The organism is Mesorhizobium sp. P2_F7, assembly GCF_056403695.1.
Window position 1 is genome coordinate 743,059 of record NZ_JBFUFA010000001.1, and the last position, 16,139, is coordinate 759,197.

Annotated in this window: 11 protein-coding genes; 9 read left to right on the plus strand and 2 right to left on the minus strand. The window is 63.3% G+C overall.

Annotation, left to right across the window (positions count from 1 at the left end):
- The first annotated feature begins 21 nt into the window (after positions 1–21).
- The 8 genes from AC1DZ8_RS03370 to AC1DZ8_RS03405 all read left to right on the plus strand — a co-directional run bounded on the left by AC1DZ8_RS03370 (position 22) and on the right by AC1DZ8_RS03405 (position 10,682).
- Complete coding sequence (locus AC1DZ8_RS03370) at positions 22–3,492, plus strand: indolepyruvate ferredoxin oxidoreductase family protein (RefSeq protein WP_477400314.1); 3,471 nt, start codon at positions 22–24, stop codon at positions 3,490–3,492.
- A 106-nt stretch (positions 3,493–3,598) separates the two neighbouring features.
- A complete protein-coding gene (locus AC1DZ8_RS03375; RefSeq protein ID WP_477400315.1) occupies positions 3,599–5,941 on the plus strand; it encodes a putative bifunctional diguanylate cyclase/phosphodiesterase in 2,343 nt (780 codons plus the stop codon).
- A 171-nt stretch (positions 5,942–6,112) separates the two neighbouring features.
- Positions 6,113–6,880 carry an N-acyl amino acid synthase FeeM domain-containing protein gene (locus tag AC1DZ8_RS03380; protein WP_477308758.1) on the plus strand — a complete coding sequence of 256 codons (768 nt, stop codon included), beginning with the start codon at positions 6,113–6,115 and terminating at the stop codon, positions 6,878–6,880.
- A 106-nt stretch (positions 6,881–6,986) separates the two neighbouring features.
- On the plus strand, positions 6,987–7,136 hold the full coding sequence (locus AC1DZ8_RS03385) for a DUF3096 domain-containing protein (protein WP_477308760.1): 150 nt from the start codon (positions 6,987–6,989) through the stop codon (positions 7,134–7,136).
- A 163-nt stretch (positions 7,137–7,299) separates the two neighbouring features.
- Positions 7,300–7,524 (plus strand): aa3-type cytochrome c oxidase subunit IV, encoded by a 225-nt coding sequence (locus AC1DZ8_RS03390; protein WP_477308762.1) that lies wholly within the window; start codon positions 7,300–7,302, stop codon positions 7,522–7,524.
- 81 nt (positions 7,525–7,605) lie between these two features.
- Positions 7,606–8,853, plus strand: coding sequence for a Re/Si-specific NAD(P)(+) transhydrogenase subunit alpha (locus AC1DZ8_RS03395; protein ID WP_477308764.1), 1,248 nt, complete (start codon positions 7,606–7,608; stop codon positions 8,851–8,853).
- Positions 8,853–9,278, plus strand: coding sequence for a proton-translocating transhydrogenase family protein (locus AC1DZ8_RS03400; RefSeq protein WP_477308766.1), 426 nt, complete (start codon positions 8,853–8,855; stop codon positions 9,276–9,278). Before AC1DZ8_RS03395 ends, AC1DZ8_RS03400 begins: the two co-directional genes overlap by 1 nt.
- A 6-nt stretch (positions 9,279–9,284) precedes the next feature.
- On the plus strand, positions 9,285–10,682 hold the full coding sequence (locus tag AC1DZ8_RS03405) for an NAD(P)(+) transhydrogenase (Re/Si-specific) subunit beta (protein ID WP_477308768.1): 1,398 nt from the start codon (positions 9,285–9,287) through the stop codon (positions 10,680–10,682).
- A 95-nt stretch (positions 10,683–10,777) separates the two neighbouring features.
- Here the strand turns inward: AC1DZ8_RS03405 and AC1DZ8_RS03410 are convergent, their stop codons facing one another.
- Positions 10,778–11,686 (minus strand): hypothetical protein, encoded by a 909-nt coding sequence (locus AC1DZ8_RS03410; RefSeq protein WP_477308770.1) that lies wholly within the window; start codon positions 11,684–11,686, stop codon positions 10,778–10,780.
- Between the two features lie 346 nt (positions 11,687–12,032).
- Between AC1DZ8_RS03410 and AC1DZ8_RS03415 the strand changes: the two genes are divergently transcribed.
- Positions 12,033–13,520, plus strand: a complete 1,488-nt coding sequence (locus AC1DZ8_RS03415) for a hypothetical protein (protein WP_477308772.1) — start codon at positions 12,033–12,035, stop codon at positions 13,518–13,520.
- Between the two features lie 29 nt (positions 13,521–13,549).
- Here the strand turns inward: AC1DZ8_RS03415 and gyrB are convergent, their stop codons facing one another.
- Complete coding sequence (gene gyrB, locus AC1DZ8_RS03420; RefSeq protein ID WP_477308773.1) at positions 13,550–16,021, minus strand: DNA topoisomerase (ATP-hydrolyzing) subunit B; 2,472 nt, start codon at positions 16,019–16,021, stop codon at positions 13,550–13,552.
- Positions 16,022–16,139 lie beyond the last annotated feature (118 nt).

Consider the following 16,139-nt stretch of genomic DNA (forward strand, 5'->3'; position numbering starts at 1 on the left):
CCTCCGCAGAGGAAATGCCTGATGACGCTGCATGACGTCGCGCTCGACGACAAGTTCGATCTTGGCAAGGAGCGCATCTTCCTATCCGGCGCGCAGGCGGTCATCCGCATGCTGTTGATGCAGCGCGAGCGCGACCGCCGCGCCGGCCTCAACACGGCAGGCTTCGTTTCCGGCTATCGTGGCTCGCCGCTCGGCGGCCTCGACATGCAGCTGTGGCGGGCGAAAAAACAGCTCGCCGCGGCCGATATCGTCTTCCAGCCCGGCCTCAACGAGGAGCTTGCCGCCACCGCCTGCTGGGGCTCGCAGCAGACGGAGTTGCTGGGCGAAGGCACGCATGACGGGGTGTTTTCGGTCTGGTACGGCAAGGGACCGGGCGTCGACCGTTCGGGCGATGTCTTCCGCCACGCCAACCTCGCGGGATCGTCGAAGCATGGCGGCGTGCTCGCTTTGATGGGCGACGACCACATGGCCGAATCCTCGACCAATGCGCACGCCACCGAATTCCTGTTCGTCGACACCATGGTGCCGATCCTCAATCCGGCCGGCGTCCAGGAGATCATCGACTACGGGCTCTACGGCTTTGCCATGTCGCGCTTCGCCGGAACCTGGGCGGCGATCAAATGCGTCAAGGACAACATCGAATCGACGGCCTCCGTCGATGCCGCGCTCGAGCGGCTGAACATCGTCGTGCCGGAGTTCGACATGCCGCCCGGCGGCCTCAACATCCGCCACGAGATCGACATGCTCGGCCAGGAGGAGCGGCTGCATGAACACAAGCGCGCCGCCGCGTCCGCCTTCATCCATGCCAATGGCCTGAACCGCATGGTCTATTCCGGCGGCCGCAGCCCGAAGCTCGGCATCATCACGCTGGGCAAGAGTTATCTCGATGTCCGCCAGGCGCTGGAAGACATCGGCATCGACGAGGCCGCCGCCAACCGCATCGGCATCCGCCTGTTCAAGGTCGGCTGCCCGTGGCCGCTCGACCTGCAGCATATCTCCGAATTCGCCCGTGGCCTCGACACCATCGTCGTCGTCGAGGAGAAGCGCTCGCTGATCGAGGTGCAGCTGCGCGAAAACCTCTACGGCACAGCCACCCAGCCGGTCATCGTCGGCAAGAAGGACGAGCGCGGCGACTGGCTGTTCCCGGCCAAGGGCGCGCTCGACCCCAACGAGATCGCCATTGCGCTGGGCGAGCGGATCCTGCGCACCATCGGTCCTTCGGAAGAGATCGCCGCGAAGGTGGCGAAGCTGCGCCAGTTCCAGGCGATGCTTGCCGACACCAGCGATATCGGTTCGCGCACGCCATTCTTCTGCTCCGGCTGCCCGCACAATTCCTCGACCAAGGTGCCAGACGGCTCGATCGCCGCCGCCGGCATCGGCTGCCATTTCATGGCGCTGTGGATGGATCGCAACACCGTCGGCTTCACCGCCATGGGCGGCGAAGGCGCGCAATGGGTTGGCCAGGCGCCGTTCTCCAAGCGCGACCACATTTTCCAGAATCTCGGCGACGGTACCTACAATCACTCCGGAGTTCTGGCGATCCGCTTCGCGCTGTCGACCCACGCCAACATCACCTACAAGATCCTCTACAACGACGCCGTCGCCATGACCGGCGGCCAGCCGCATGAAGGCGGGCTGACGGTGGACATGATCGCCAGGCAAGTGCGCGCCGAAGGCGTCGAGCGCATCGCCATCGTCACCGACGAGCCGGACAAATATGCCGGGAAGGCTGAATTTCCATCCGGCGCGACCATCCATCACCGCGACGATCTCGATCTGGTCCAGCGCCAGCTGCGCGACGTCAAAGGCGTCTCGGTGCTGCTCTACGACCAGACCTGTGCGGCCGAAAAACGCCGCCGCCGCAAACGCGGCACCTTCCCGGATCCCGACAAGCGGGTGTTCATCAACGAACTGGTCTGCGAGGGCTGCGGCGATTGCGGCGTGCAGTCGAACTGCGTCTCGATCCAGCCGGTCGAGACCGAGTTCGGCCGCAAGCGCAGAATAGACCAGTCGAGCTGCAACAAGGATTTCTCCTGCGTCAACGGCTTCTGCCCGTCCTTCGTCACCGTCCACGGCGCCAAGATCCGCAAGGCTGAAGGCATTGCCGGGCGGACCGATCCGCTCGACGGCGTGCCGGTGCCGGCTGAATTCCCGCTTGGCAGCGAGGGCTGGGCGGCGATCATCGACGGCGTCGGCGGCACCGGCGTCGTCACCATCGGGGCGGTGCTCGGCATGGCCGCCCATCTCGAGGACAAGGGCTGCGGCATGATCGACATGGCCGGCCTCGCCCAGAAGGGCGGCTCGGTGTTCACCCATGTCCGCATCGCCCGCACCCCGGACGATATCCATGCCATCCGCGTTTCGGCCGGCAAGGCCGACCTGGTGCTCGGTTGCGACCTCGTCGTGTCCGGCGCCAAGAAGGTGCTTGGCGCGGTGCGCGAAGGCCATACCATCTTCCTCGCCAACACCGCCGAGATCATGCCCGGCGAATTCGCCCGCTCGGCGGATTTCTCGCTGCCGATCGAGCGGCTGAAGAAGGCAATCCGCGCTGCTGCCGGCGACGACAAGGCGCATTTCTTCGACGCCACGCGCACCGCCACGCAATTGTTCGGCAATTCGCTCGGCGCCAACATGTTCATGCTCGGCTTTGCCTTCCAGCATGGCGGCCTGCCGCTGTCGGCGCAAGCCGTTGAAAAAGCAGTAGAATTGAACGGCGAAGCGGTGGCGATGAACATCGCCGCTTTCCGCTGGGGGCGTCGCGCTGCGCATCAGCCTGATTTCGTGCGCGGCCTCATCGCCCAGCCGGGCAAGGCCACTGAGATCGCCGAAACGCTGGATGATATCATTGCCCGCCGCATCGCTTTCCTCACCGCCTACCAGAACGCCGCCTATGGCCGGCGCTATGCCGAAAAGCTGGCCGTTTTGCGCGCCGCCGAGGCAAAGGCGGTGCCCGGTTCAACGGCGGTGACCGAAGCTGCGGCCAAAAACCTGTTCAAGCTGATGGCGATCAAGGACGAATACGAGGTGGCGCGGCTCTACACCGACGGCTCCTTCGCCACGGAACTGTCAAAGCAGTTCCAGAGCTACGAAAAACTCGAATTTCATCTGGCGCCGCCGATCATGGGCAGGCGCGGCAATGACGGCAAGCCGAAGAAATCGAGCTTCGGCCCGTGGATGATGAAGGGTTTTCGCCTGCTGGCGACGCTGAAAGGCTTGCGCGGCACGGCTTTCGACGTGTTCGGCTATAGCGCCGAGCGGCGCATGGAGCGGCAGCTTCTGGCCCGCTATGAGGCCGATCTCGCGCTTATCGCGGCGGCACTTGCACCGGGCAGGATCGAGGCCGCCGTGGCGCTGGCCTCGGTGCCGGCGCTCATTCGCGGCTATGGCCATGTCCGGCAGGCCAGCGCCGAAAAGGCCGATGGCGAGCGCAAAAGGCTTGTCGAGCGGCTGGCCAACACGCCGGCGCGGCCTGAACTTCAGGCCGCAGAGTGACGCCTTGTTTACCTGAACAGGAATTTCCCCGGCTTACGCCGGGATAGCCGACTTGACGGCAGACGCCGAAACGGCATCTCTAAACCTTTCTTAAGGCAGATGTGCCATGACTGCGGTTCGTGCGACACCGCAGGCCATGCAAGAAAACAAAGCCGCAGAGATAGGTGAGGACGTCTATGCTGGGTTCGTGCGATCGTTGTTCAACGATCCCGGGATCCTGCTGATTGGCGCGTTTTGCCACGGCCTCATCGGTATTCTCGTTTATTTTACCTCAGGGCACCCGGCCTATCTTGCACTGGCCGCGCTTATGCTTGCGGCCGGCCTCTACCGTTATTACGGCATCCGCAAAGGCCTGCGCGTCGGTAGTTTCGAGACTTATGAACAAGCCAAGAAGTGGGAACGCTACTACCTGGTTGGCGGCACCATCCAGGCCTTCTTCATGGGGCTCTTCTGCTTTACCTCGATCTATCTCATTCCCGATGTTTTCGGGGAAAGCGCTGCCATTGCCGTCATAATGGGCTCGACGGTGACCATTGTTGGCCGCAATTACGGCTCCAAGACCATGGTCGCGGTGCAGGCCTTCACGGTCGTGATGCCGATCGCGGTCGGGCTGATGCTCAAGGGCCATGTCGGCGATTTCATCCTCGGCCTCTACATCGTACCGTTCATCTTCATCATCACCCGCATGGCCAGCCACGTCCGCACCGTGCTGTTCAACGCCATTTCGGAGCGCAAGACGGCGGCGAGGCTCGCCGAGCGCTTCAACCGCGCGCTCAACACCATGTCGCATGGCCTGGTCATGCTCGGCCCCGACGGCAAGGTTGTCGTCGGCAATGCCGAAGCCGCGCTTCTGATGTCGCTGCGCTCGCCCGACCAGCTGCTCGGGCGGTCGATCCATTCCCTGCTGCTGCGCGGCGTTGCCGGCGGCATGCTGGCGCCCAAGGACTGCCGCTATGTCGAGGCGCAGCTGACGCGCGCGCTGCGCGAGGGCCGCGACCGTAAGGTGCTGGTCTCCTTCTCCAATGGCCAGTACTTCGAGTTCTCTGCCCGCGAGGGCAATCAGGACCTCGGCGTCATCACCTTCGAGGACGTCACAGCCCGCGTCGAGGCCGAAGAAAAGATCCGCTTCATGGCGCGCTTTGACAGCCTCACCGGCCTGCCGAACCGCGCCTATTTCCATGAGCTGGTCGGCGAAGCCATGGCGTCGGGCAGCCGCGACCGCCTGTGCGCGCTGGCAGTGCTCGATCTCGACGATTTCAAGAGCGTCAACGACACGCTCGGCCATCCGGTTGGCGATGGGCTGATCTATGCCGTTGCCGAACGCCTGGCGGCCGTCGCCGGGCAAGGTGTCAATGTCAGCCGCTTCGGCGGCGACGAGTTCATGATCTTCTTCGACCGGGTCGAGGATGAAAGCCATCTGACCGGCCTGCTCGACCAGGTCTTCGCCGATCTGCAGGGCGAGGTCGATGTCGCCGGCCATGGCCTGCGCATCCAGGCCAGCGCCGGTGCTGTGCTGTCCAGGGTCGAGGACACGGATGTCGACGCCATGATCGTCAAGGCGGATCTCGCGCTCTACAAGGCCAAGGAACTCGGCAAGAACAACTGGCGGCTGTTCGAGGCCGCGATGGATGCGGCGTTCCGCAACCGCCAGCTGATGAAAGCGGACCTGCGCACCGCCGTTGAAGGCAAGGCGCTGCGGGTGGTCTATCAGCCGATCGTGGCGATGAGCACCATGCGCATCGCCAGTTGCGAGGCGCTGTGCCGTTGGGATCATCCCGATCTCGGGCCGGTTTCGCCCAGCGTCTTCATCCCTCTAGCCGAGGAAATGGGCATCATTTCCGAGATCAGCACGTTCGTGCTCGAGGCGGCCTGCGTCGAATGCGCCAAATGGCCCGGCCAGACCAGCGTCTCGGTCAACCTTTCGGCGAAGGATTTCCGCAATCGCGACGTCGTCCAGAAGGTTGCCGATGCGCTTGCTAAATCGGGGCTCGCCGCCGGCCGCCTGGAGATCGAAGTCACCGAAACCGCCCTGCTAGACGACAAGTCGCTGACACGCCAGTACATCGAGGAGATGAAGCAGCTTGGCGTGCGCATCGCGCTCGACGATTTCGGCACCGGCTATTCAAGCCTGAGCTATCTGCACAAGCTGCCGCTCGACAAGATCAAGATCGATCGTTCGTTCCTGATGGACGTGACCCAGAACAAGCGCTCGCTCGACCTTTTGAAAGGCATTGTCGACCTGACCCGGGTGCTCGGGCTGACCGTCACCATCGAAGGCGTGGAAACCTTCGAGCAGCTGAAGATCCTGGTGCATTCGGTGAAGCCGGATCTTGTTCAGGGCTTCCTGTTTGGCGCAGCACTGAGCGCCTCGGGCATCGAAACCATGTCTAATGTGACCTGGCCTTTCGCCGCGGAGCTGCGGCCAGTGGCAAAACTCGCCACGCCCTGACTTTTCCGTGATTAATTTGCGCTTGAAAAGCCGGTTTAAAAGGCGTTGAATTGTTTAGGCGTTAACCGTTTGTTAAGGTTAACATTCAGTAAACGCAGACGATTTAAGTTTCATCTTCTTGTTCCTTCGGTCGTCCGGTATTGTTCTCCTGCGGCGGTACGAGGGGAAGTAATGGACACTCATCAGTCAGGCCTGCCTTCGGGCACGGCGGTCAAATCCGAGCCGATTTCACTGTTCGCCCGCAATGTGCTCGACGTTCTGGAGCGCATCGAATACCGGCGCTGCGAAAGCGGTGAGGACCTCGAAGCGGTCTACCGGCTGCGCTACAAGGCTTTTCACTCGCACGGCCTGCTTGACACCATCGTCGAACAGAAGCTCGCCGATCATCTTGACGAGGCGCGCAATTGCTACTGCTTCGGCGTCTTCATGGACGGCGAGCTGGTCAGCACCGTCAGGCTCCACCACCTGACCCGCGAGAGCCCCGAGGCGCCGATCATGACGGTTTTCGGCGACCGGCTGCTGCTGCGGCTGGCACGCGGCGAAACCTTCATCGACCCGAGCCGGCTGGCGATCGATCCGCAAATGTCGTCGGCCCACCGAGCCCTGCCCTATGTCACGCTGCGGCTGGCTGTCATCGCCAACACCTTCTTCAACGCCACCAGCTGCATTTCGATGATCCGCGAAGAGCACACGGCGTTCTACCATCGCATCTTCGGTTCGGTGCAGGTCGGCGAGCCGCGCCTCTATCCGCCTTTCACCATGCCGATCTTCTTCTATGAATCGATCTGCGAGCAGAACATGGCGCCGACACTGCACCGCTTCCCCTTCTTCCAGTCGACGGCGCTGGAGCGGCGCATGCTGTTTGCCAAGGCGCCGGCCGGCGAGCTCGCGCCGCTGACCATTCTGCCCACCGCCAAATATATCCGCGAAGCAGCGTAGCGCTGGCAAAGCCCGTGAAATTTAGCACGTTGATTCTGGAGCTTTCCCGTGGCTTCGGCGTTCTTGATGACGCGGCGCCTGACGCGCCCATCGAAAGGGAAACCACATGCATATCTCCGCGCTAACGCTCACCCCGCTGATCTCGCTGATCGCCGGCGTGCTGATCCTGGTGATGCCGCGGCTCCTCAACTACATCGTCGCCCTCTATCTCATCGTTGCCGGACTGCTCGGCCTGTTCCCGCATCTCGCCGGCTGAGCCGCGAAATCTCAACTTTCGACAGAGGCCGGCTTCAAGCCCGCATCGCCGGCTTTCAACATTCCTTTGAGGCTGTTGTCGCCGGCCGTGCGGCAATCCTGCCATTGCTCTTGGCCCGGCTTTTCGCTATGTGCCTCAAAGATGTCTTCGAAGGGGTATTCCTATGGCTGATCACACGCCGACCGGTCCTGTCGAACTGGGCGCGAAGATGGACTATGCCGAGCACGACCGCACCTATGCCGGCTTCCTGGCGCTCGCCAAATACGGCTCGCTGTTTTGCGGCGCCCTGCTCCTGGCCATGGCTTTCGGCTTCTTTGCAGGCGGCTTCTTCTCGGCGGTCATCTTGTTCGTGCTGATCTTGGCCGTCGGCGCCTTCATTCTCCGATAGACTTTCAGACCCTTTGCCGGAAGGCCGCCGGACTCCGGCCGCCATGTTGCGCAAACAGGTTCCAGCCGAAAGGATCATGCGGTGGGGCAGACGGTTTTCATCCCTCGTGAGCTCGACGCCAACGAGCCGCGTGTTGCTGCTTCGCCCGATACGGTGAAGCGACTTGCGGCGTTGGGGTTGGACGTGATCGTCGAGACCGGCGCCGGCACCAGGTCGCGCATTCCCGACGAGGAATTTGCCAAGGCAGGTGCCGCGATCGGCAAGGCTGCGGATGCGGGCCGGGCGGATGTGGTGCTGAAGGTGCGCCGTCCCACGGATGCCGAGCTGAAGGGCTACAAATCGGGTGCGGCGGTCATCGCCATCATAGACCCTTACGGCAACGATGCGGCGATAGCTGCCCTTGCCAAGGCCGGCGTCACCGCCTTCTCGATGGAATTCATGCCGCGCATCACCCGCGCCCAGTCGATGGACGTGTTGTCCAGCCAAGCCAACCTTGCCGGCTACCAGGCGGTGATCGACGGCGCATCGGAATATGACCGGGCGCTGCCGATGATGATGACGGCGGCAGGCACGGTGCCGGCGGCGAAGATCTTCATCATGGGCGTCGGCGTCGCCGGCCTGCAGGCGATCGCCACCGCGCGCCGGCTGGGTGCGGTCGTCACCGCCACCGACGTGCGCCCCGCCGCCAAGGAACAGGTCGCATCGCTCGGCGCAAAGTTCCTCGCCGTCGAGGACGAGGAGTTCAAGGCAGCCGAGACCGCCGGCGGCTACGCCAAGGAAATGTCCAAGGAATATCAGGCCAAGCAGGCTGCGCTCACCGCCGAGCACATCGCCAAGCAGGACATCGTCATCACAACGGCGCTGATCCCCGGCCGGCCGGCGCCGAAACTGGTGTCGGCAGCGATGGTCGCCTCGATGAAGCCGGGCTCGGTGATCGTCGACCTTGCCGTCGAGCGCGGCGGCAATGTTGAAGGCGCGGTCCCAGGTCAGGTGGTGACCACGGCCAACAATGTGAAGATCGTCGGACACCTCAATGTGCCCGGGCGCGTCGCCGCATCGGCCTCGCTGCTTTACGCCCGCAACCTGTTCGCTTTCGTGGAAACACTGGTCGACAAGACCACCACGACGCTCGCCATCAACCGCGACGATGACCTGGTCAAGGCAACGATGCTGACGGACGGCGGCAAGGTTGTGCATCCGGCCTTCGCCAAGGCGGCGGTTGAGCCCCATGTCGAACCGGCGGCTATCCCGGCCAAGACCATGGTCGCCGATGCCGCGCCAAAGAAGGCCGCGCCGAAAAAAGCCGCCAAGCCGAAGGGGATCGCGTGATGGATCAGACCTTGCAGAAAGCCCTCGACCAGCTTGATCAGGCAAGTGCCGCCGTCCGCCTGGCGGTGCAGAACCTAGCCAACGCGCCTGGCGGCGCCGATGCGGCGGGCGATGCCGCGCACGCACTGTCCGGCGGCGCCATCGATCCCTTCGTCTTCCGCTTTGCCATTTTCATTCTGGCGATCTTCGTCGGCTACTACGTCGTCTGGTCGGTGACGCCGGCGTTGCACACGCCGCTGATGGCCGTCACCAACGCCATCTCCTCGGTCATTGTCGTCGGCGCGCTGCTGGCCGTCGGCATCTCGGCGTCGGGCATTGCGACCGGCTTCGGCTTCGTCGCGCTGATGCTGGTCTCGGTCAACATTTTCGGCGGCTTTCTGGTCACCCAGCGCATGCTGGCGATGTACAAGAAGAAGGACAAGTAGAGCGCCATGAACGCCAACTTTGCGTCCTTCCTTTATCTGGTCTCCGGCGTGCTGTTCATCATGGCGCTGCGCGGTCTGTCGCATCCGACCACCAGCCGCCAGGGCAATCTCTACGGCATGATCGGCATGGGCATCGCCATTGCCACCACGCTGGCGCTGGCGACCCCGTCAGCCGGGCGCTTCGGGCTGATCGTGCTTGGTCTCGCCATCGGTGGCGGCGTCGGCGCCGTCACTGCGCGCCGCATCGCCATGACCTCGATGCCGCAGCTGGTCGCCGCCTTCCACTCGCTGGTCGGCCTTGCCGCGGTGATGGTGGCGGCCGCAGCCATCTACGCACCGGAAAGCTTTGGCATCGGCACCAATGGCGACATCCACGCCCAGGCGCTGATCGAGATGAGCCTTGGCGTCGCCATCGGCGCCATCACCTTCACCGGTTCGGTCATCGCCTTCCTCAAGCTCGACGGGCGCATGTCGGGCAAGCCGATCATGATCGGCGGCCGCCACATCATCAACGCCGCCCTCGGCATCGCGCTGATCGTGCTGATCGTGCTTCTGGTCACCACCGAGGCCAAGCTGGTGTTCTGGCTGATCGTCGCCGCGTCGCTGCTGCTCGGCGTGCTGCTGATCATCCCAATCGGCGGCGCCGACATGCCGGTCGTCGTGTCGATGCTGAATTCCTATTCCGGCTGGGCGGCAGCCGCCCTCGGCTTCACGCTCGGCAATCTGGCGCTGATCATCACCGGCGCGCTGGTCGGCTCGTCCGGCGCCATCCTGTCCTACATCATGTGCAAGGGCATGAACCGGTCGTTCATTTCGGTCATCCTCGGCGGCTTCGGCGGCGAGACGGCGGCGGCAGCCGACGACGGCATCGAGCGCACGGTCAAGCAGGGCTCGGCCGACGACGCCGCCTACCTGATGATGAACGCGCAGAAGGTCATCATCGTGCCGGGTTACGGCATGGCGGTCGCCCAGGCCCAGCATGCGCTGCGCGAAATGGCCGACAAGCTGAAGGCCAATGGCGTCGACGTGAAATACGCCATCCATCCGGTCGCCGGCCGCATGCCCGGCCACATGAACGTGCTGCTCGCCGAAGCCAACGTGCCCTATGACGAGGTGTTCGAGCTGGAAGACATCAATTCCGAGTTCGCGCAGGCCGATGTCGCCTATGTCATCGGCGCCAATGACGTCACCAATCCATCCGCCCGCGACGACAAGTCGTCGCCGATCTACGGCATGCCGATCCTCGATATCGACAAGGCGCGCACCTGCCTGTTCGTCAAGCGCTCGCTCGGCTCCGGCTATGCCGGCATCGACAACACGCTGTTCTACAAGGACGGCACCATGATGCTGCTCGGCGACGCCAAGAAGATGACCGAGGAAATCGTCAAGGCGATGGATCACTGATCCCGCCGCAACCTTCCACGGGAAGGTTGTCGGTCCATGCATCGGAATCGAAAAGCCCGGCTTCGTGCCGGGCTTTTTTATGTTGAACGGGCGGTTCAGCGGTTGGTCAGGAAAACCGCTTCCTCGTCATCGCGCTGCCTGCCGCCAAGTGCGGCCGCAGCGCTGGCGATAAAGGCGCCGATGACCAGCGACAGGGCGCCGAGCAGGGCGAACGTGGCGCTGCCTTTCCTGGCGGTGTCGGCGGCCTGCTTTGCCTTGACCTTGGCGTCCTCGACCTTGGCCACCAGCGCATCGACACGCGCCTTGGCGTCGGCCTCCGAGAGACCGGTGCGGGCGGCGACCAGCTGCGACAGATAGGTCCTGTCGTCAGCCGAAATCTCGCCTGCAGCGGCACTGGCGATCAGGATGCGCGAGGCCTGTCCGACCGCCGCAGCGTCGCTGTCCGGATTGGCCGCCGCGAGCTTGGTCGCATCGGCGGGCCGGAACAGCGAATCCACGAGATAGGAGGTCGCATTGTCGGCGCCGACGTTGGCAGACGCGCCGGCCGATGCACCCATGGCGGCGCCCGACGCCACAGTCGAAGCCGCCTGCACACCTGACCCGATCACAGCAGACAGCGCCGAACCGAGCACGCCTACGACCAGCAAGGTTGCCAATGCCCAGGCGAGGAAGCCGTGCGCGGTGTCGCGGAAATAGACCTCGTCAGTGTGGATGCCGACCCATTTGGTCCGCAGGCGGCCGGCAAGATAGCCGCCGACGCCAGAGGACAGCCACTGCACGATGACCAGCCAGATGGCGCCGGACACCGCGAAGGTGGTCAACGAGGCACCGGAGCCGGACCATGGCGAGACCATGGTTAACCCCAGCCCCGAGCCGAGCAGCATGAGGATGAAGGTCAGCGTCGAAGCCGCGAAAGCGCCGGCGATGATCGGCCCCCAGCTGACGGCCGTGGCGGAGGATTCTTCCGAAGCGGATAGGTCGATAGCCGATACGGTGGGCTGCATCGACGCCCCCTACCGTACGAACAGCATGATGAGAATGATGATCGGGATCGGAATACCGAGCAACCAGAGCAAAATACCACGTCCCATGAAAGCCTCCTTCGAGAGATTGTGATCGATGGTTTCACAATGTCTTGCTGCGACTTCCGTTCCGGCGGGAAATGAAATGATTTTGTTTGCCGACGATGGAACTATTTGGTGCGTTGGCACGAGCCAAGACTGCAAAACTGTGGACTGGTTCACTGAGTTCCACATCGGCTGCAGTGTATTGTTGGCTCGGGGAGGCATCCGGGGGTAGCATGGAAACAATCCCGTCCAATCGACGGGATTGCCGTCAACGGAGACGTTGGTGCCTGACGCTGTCGCATCGCCGGCTTCCAAAGAAGCGCCGCCCAGCCAGGCGGTGGTGATCGTGCACGGCATGGGCGAACAGCGGCCCATGGATACGCTGCGGGGATTTGCGCAGGCTGTCTGGAGCCATGATCCCAGCCTCGCGCCGTCCCATGCCCACATGACGGATCCGGACGATCCCAGCAGCGCCAAGATGAACAAAAGCTGGATTACCCCCGACAGCCGGACCAAATCGCACGAACTGCGCCGCATCACCACGCCCTACGATGTTAAGGGGCGCCGCACCGATTTCTACGAACTCTATTGGGCAGACATCACGCAAGGCACGACCCGAGGCCGGCTAACCGCCTGGGTGACGAACCTTTTGTGGCGCAAGCCGTCCGATATCCCGCAAGATGCCCGCAAGCTTTACATCGCCACGCTTTTGATCGTCATCGTCATTCTCTTTGCGGCACTCGTGCTTGCGACATCTGTCTGGCAAGAGGCCGTCGGCTTGACCACCGGCCTTGTGATTGCCGCTCTCGCCTCTCTTGTCATCTGGGCAGTGGACCAGTTCGCTCTTCCCTATTTCGGCGACGTCGCGACCTATGTGCGGGCGGAGGCTGCAACCGTCGAAAAGCGCGCCTTGATCCGTGATAGAGGCCTGACGCTGCTCAAGACGCTTATGGAAGACAAGCGCTACGATCGCATCGTGCTGGTCTCGCACAGCCTGGGATCGATCATCGCCTATGACCTGCTGCAGATATTGTGGGCCGAGTTCCGGCCGCGAAAACTGGAAGCCGTCCGCGACAAGGCCAGGCTCGAAGCGGTCGATGCCGTCGACAAGGCAACGCTCGGTTCCGATGGCTCGGCATGGCCTGAAAGCCTTGCTGATCTCGCCGGCTTTCGGCGTGGGCAGTGGGCGCTCTACCAGCAACTGCGGACCAAGGACGCCGACCATCCGTTGCCGTGGAAGATCAGCGATTTCGTCACGCTTGGCAGTCCGCTCTCGCACAGCGAGTTTCTGGTGACCTACAATCTCGCCGAATTCCGGCGCGGCCTTGCCGAGCGGCTGTTCTCGGCCTGCCCGCCGATTGCCGATGGCGGGCGGGCCGGCGGCACCGTGCTTTATCAGGAAGGACACAACCTCGCAGGCGAGGCGCAGCGCGCGGTGCATCATGGCGCGGTGTTTGCGGCAACGCGCTGGACCAACGTCTTCGACCGCGGCAATGGCTGGGCGACAGGCGACCCGATTTCGGGACCAATGACGGAAAATTTCGGCCCCGGCGTCGAAAACATCCAGGTCGAGCTGCGCAGCGCGCTCGGCCGCGTCTTCACCCACACGCTCTATTGGTCTTTGACGGCAAAAGGCGACGAGGTCGTTCCGCCCGCAGGCACCACGCGGCGCTCGCATCTGCAAGTGCTGCGCGACGCTGTCGATCTCGGCCGGAAGCTGGAGCCGAGTGCCGGTGCCAAGTCAAAGGCTGCGCCTAACACCGAAGCGTAGGTCCGGCCGCAACGCGCCCTAACAAGCCCTCAGATATCCAGATTGGCGACCGACAGCGCATTGTCCTGGATGAATTCGCGCCGTGGTTCGACCTCGTCGCCCATCAGCCGCGAAAACAAACTGTCAGCATCGGTCGCGTCATTGACCTTGACCTGCAGCAGCGAGCGCACATTCGGGTCGAGCGTGGTTTCCCACAGCTGCTCGGCATTCATTTCGCCAAGGCCCTTGTAGCGCTGCATGGTCAGGCCCTTGCGGCCGGTCGCAAACACCGCGTTGAGCAGCGCTAGCGGCCCCGAAATGGTTTCCGAGACATCCTTGCGGCGCAGCACCGGCGGTTCGCCATAGACCTCGGTGAGGCGCGGCGCATAGCGATCGAGCTGGCGTGCGTCGGCCGAATTGATCAGCCCGGCGTCGATCTGCGCAAATTCCTTGACGCTGCGCACCGTGCGCTCGAACACATAGCCGCCGACGCCTTCATTAGAGGTCGACAGCCGGCCGGTCCAGCCGCGCTCGGTATCCTCGGCAATGATGTCGAGGCGCCGGGCGACGCGTTCGGCCATGGCGTTGGCGCGGCCGAGGTCGTTGAGCACATCGGCATTGAGCGCGCCGGCAATCGCCGCCTGTTCGACCACGCCCCTGTTGTAGCGCGTGTGCAGCCCGTTGATCAGCTGACGCACGGCCAGCGCGTCGTCGATGGAGCCGCGCAGATCCTGTCCGGCCCGCGCTTCGCCGGAGGCAAGCGTCAGCGACGCCTCTTCCAGCCCGGAGCCGATCAGGAACTCCTCGAAGGCGCTCTCGTCCTTGATGTATTGCGAGCTCTTGCCGCGCGTCACTTTGTAGAGCGGCGGTTGGGCGATGTAGAGATGGCCGCGCTCGATCAACTCCGGCATCTGGCGGAAGAAGAAGGTCAACAGCAAGGTCCTGATATGGGCGCCGTCGACGTCGGCGTCGGTCATCAGGATGATCTTGTGGTAGCGCAGTTTGTCGGCGTTGAACTCGTCCTTGCCGATCGACGTGCCGAGCGCGGTGATCAGCGTGCCGATCATCTCGGAACCGAGCATGCGATCGAAGCGGGCGCGCTCGACATTGAGGATCTTGCCGCGCAGCGGCAGGATCGCCTGGTTCTGGCGCGAACGGCCACCCTTGGCCGAGCCGCCTGCGGAGTCACCCTCGACGATGAAGATTTCAGATTTCGCCGGGTCGCGTTCCTGGCAGTCGGCGAGCTTGCCGGGCAGCGAGGTGACGCCGAGCGAGCTCTTGCGGGTGATGTCGCGCGCCTTGCGCGCAGCCTCGCGCGCCGCGGCCGCCTGGATCACCTTGTCGATGACCACCTTGCCTTCGGTCGGGTGTTCTTCGAGCCAGGTGCCGAGCGCCTCGTTGACCAGGCCCTCGACCACCGGGCGCACCTCGGACGAGACCAGCTTGTCCTTGGTCTGCGAGGAGAATTTCGGGTCGGGAACCTTGACCGACAGCACCGCCGTCAGGCCTTCGCGGCAATCGTCGCCGATCAGCGCCACCTTTTCCTTCTTGGTCAGGCCCGAGGACTCGCCATAGCCGGTGATCTGGCGCGTCAGCGCGCCGCGGAAGCCGGCCAGATGGGTGCCGCCATCGCGCTGCGGGATGTTGTTGGTGAAGGCCAGCACGTTCTCGTGGTAGCTGTCGTTCCACCACATCGCCACTTCGACGGTGATGCCGTCGCGCTCAGCCTTGATGGCGATCGGCTTGTCGATCAGCGGCTTCTTGACCCGGTCGAGATATTTGACGAACTCTTCCAGGCCGCCATCATAGTGCAGCTCATGGCGCACGAGATCGGCATGGCGGGCATCGGTCAAAATGATGCGCACGCCCGAATTCAGGAAAGCGAGTTCGCGCAGCCGATGTTCCAGCGTGCCGAAATCGAACTCGACCATGGTGAAGGTCTCGGACGACGGAAAGAAAGTGATTTCGGAGCCGCTGCGGCCTTCATAGGTGCCGGGCTGCTTGTCCTGTTCATAGCTGCCGGTGGCCTTGAGCGGCGCGTCGGAATTGCCATGCGTGAAGCTCATTTCGAAAATCTGGCCATTGCGGCGGATTTTCAGCTTCAGCCAGGCCGACAGCGCATTGACCACCGAGACGCCGACGCCATGCAGGCCGCCCGACACCTTGTAGGAATTCTGGTCGAATTTGCCGCCGGCATGCAGCTGCGTCATGATGACTTCGGCCGCCGAAATGCCTTCGCCGGTGTGGATATCGGTCGGAATTCCGCGCCCATTGTCGATAACGGTGACCGAACCATCGGGATTAAGCGTCACCGTCACCAGGTCGGCATGGCCGGCCAGCGCCTCGTCGATGGCGTTGTCGACCACCTCATAGACCATGTGGTGCAGGCCCGAGCCGTCGTCGGTGTCGCCGATATACATGCCCGGCCGCTTGCGGACGGCGTCCAACCCCTTCAAAACCTTGATGGAATCGGCGCCGTATTCGGCTTCGGCGCCGTTGGTGTTGTCGCTCTGATCGCTCATGAAAACCTGTTGTCTAGATGCCGCTTGTACAGCGCGAAAAATCGGCCCCGAATCGCGCCTCTGATATTGCCTAGATATAGGCGCTAAAGGCGGTTTTTCCAAGGTTTGCGGGGATTTC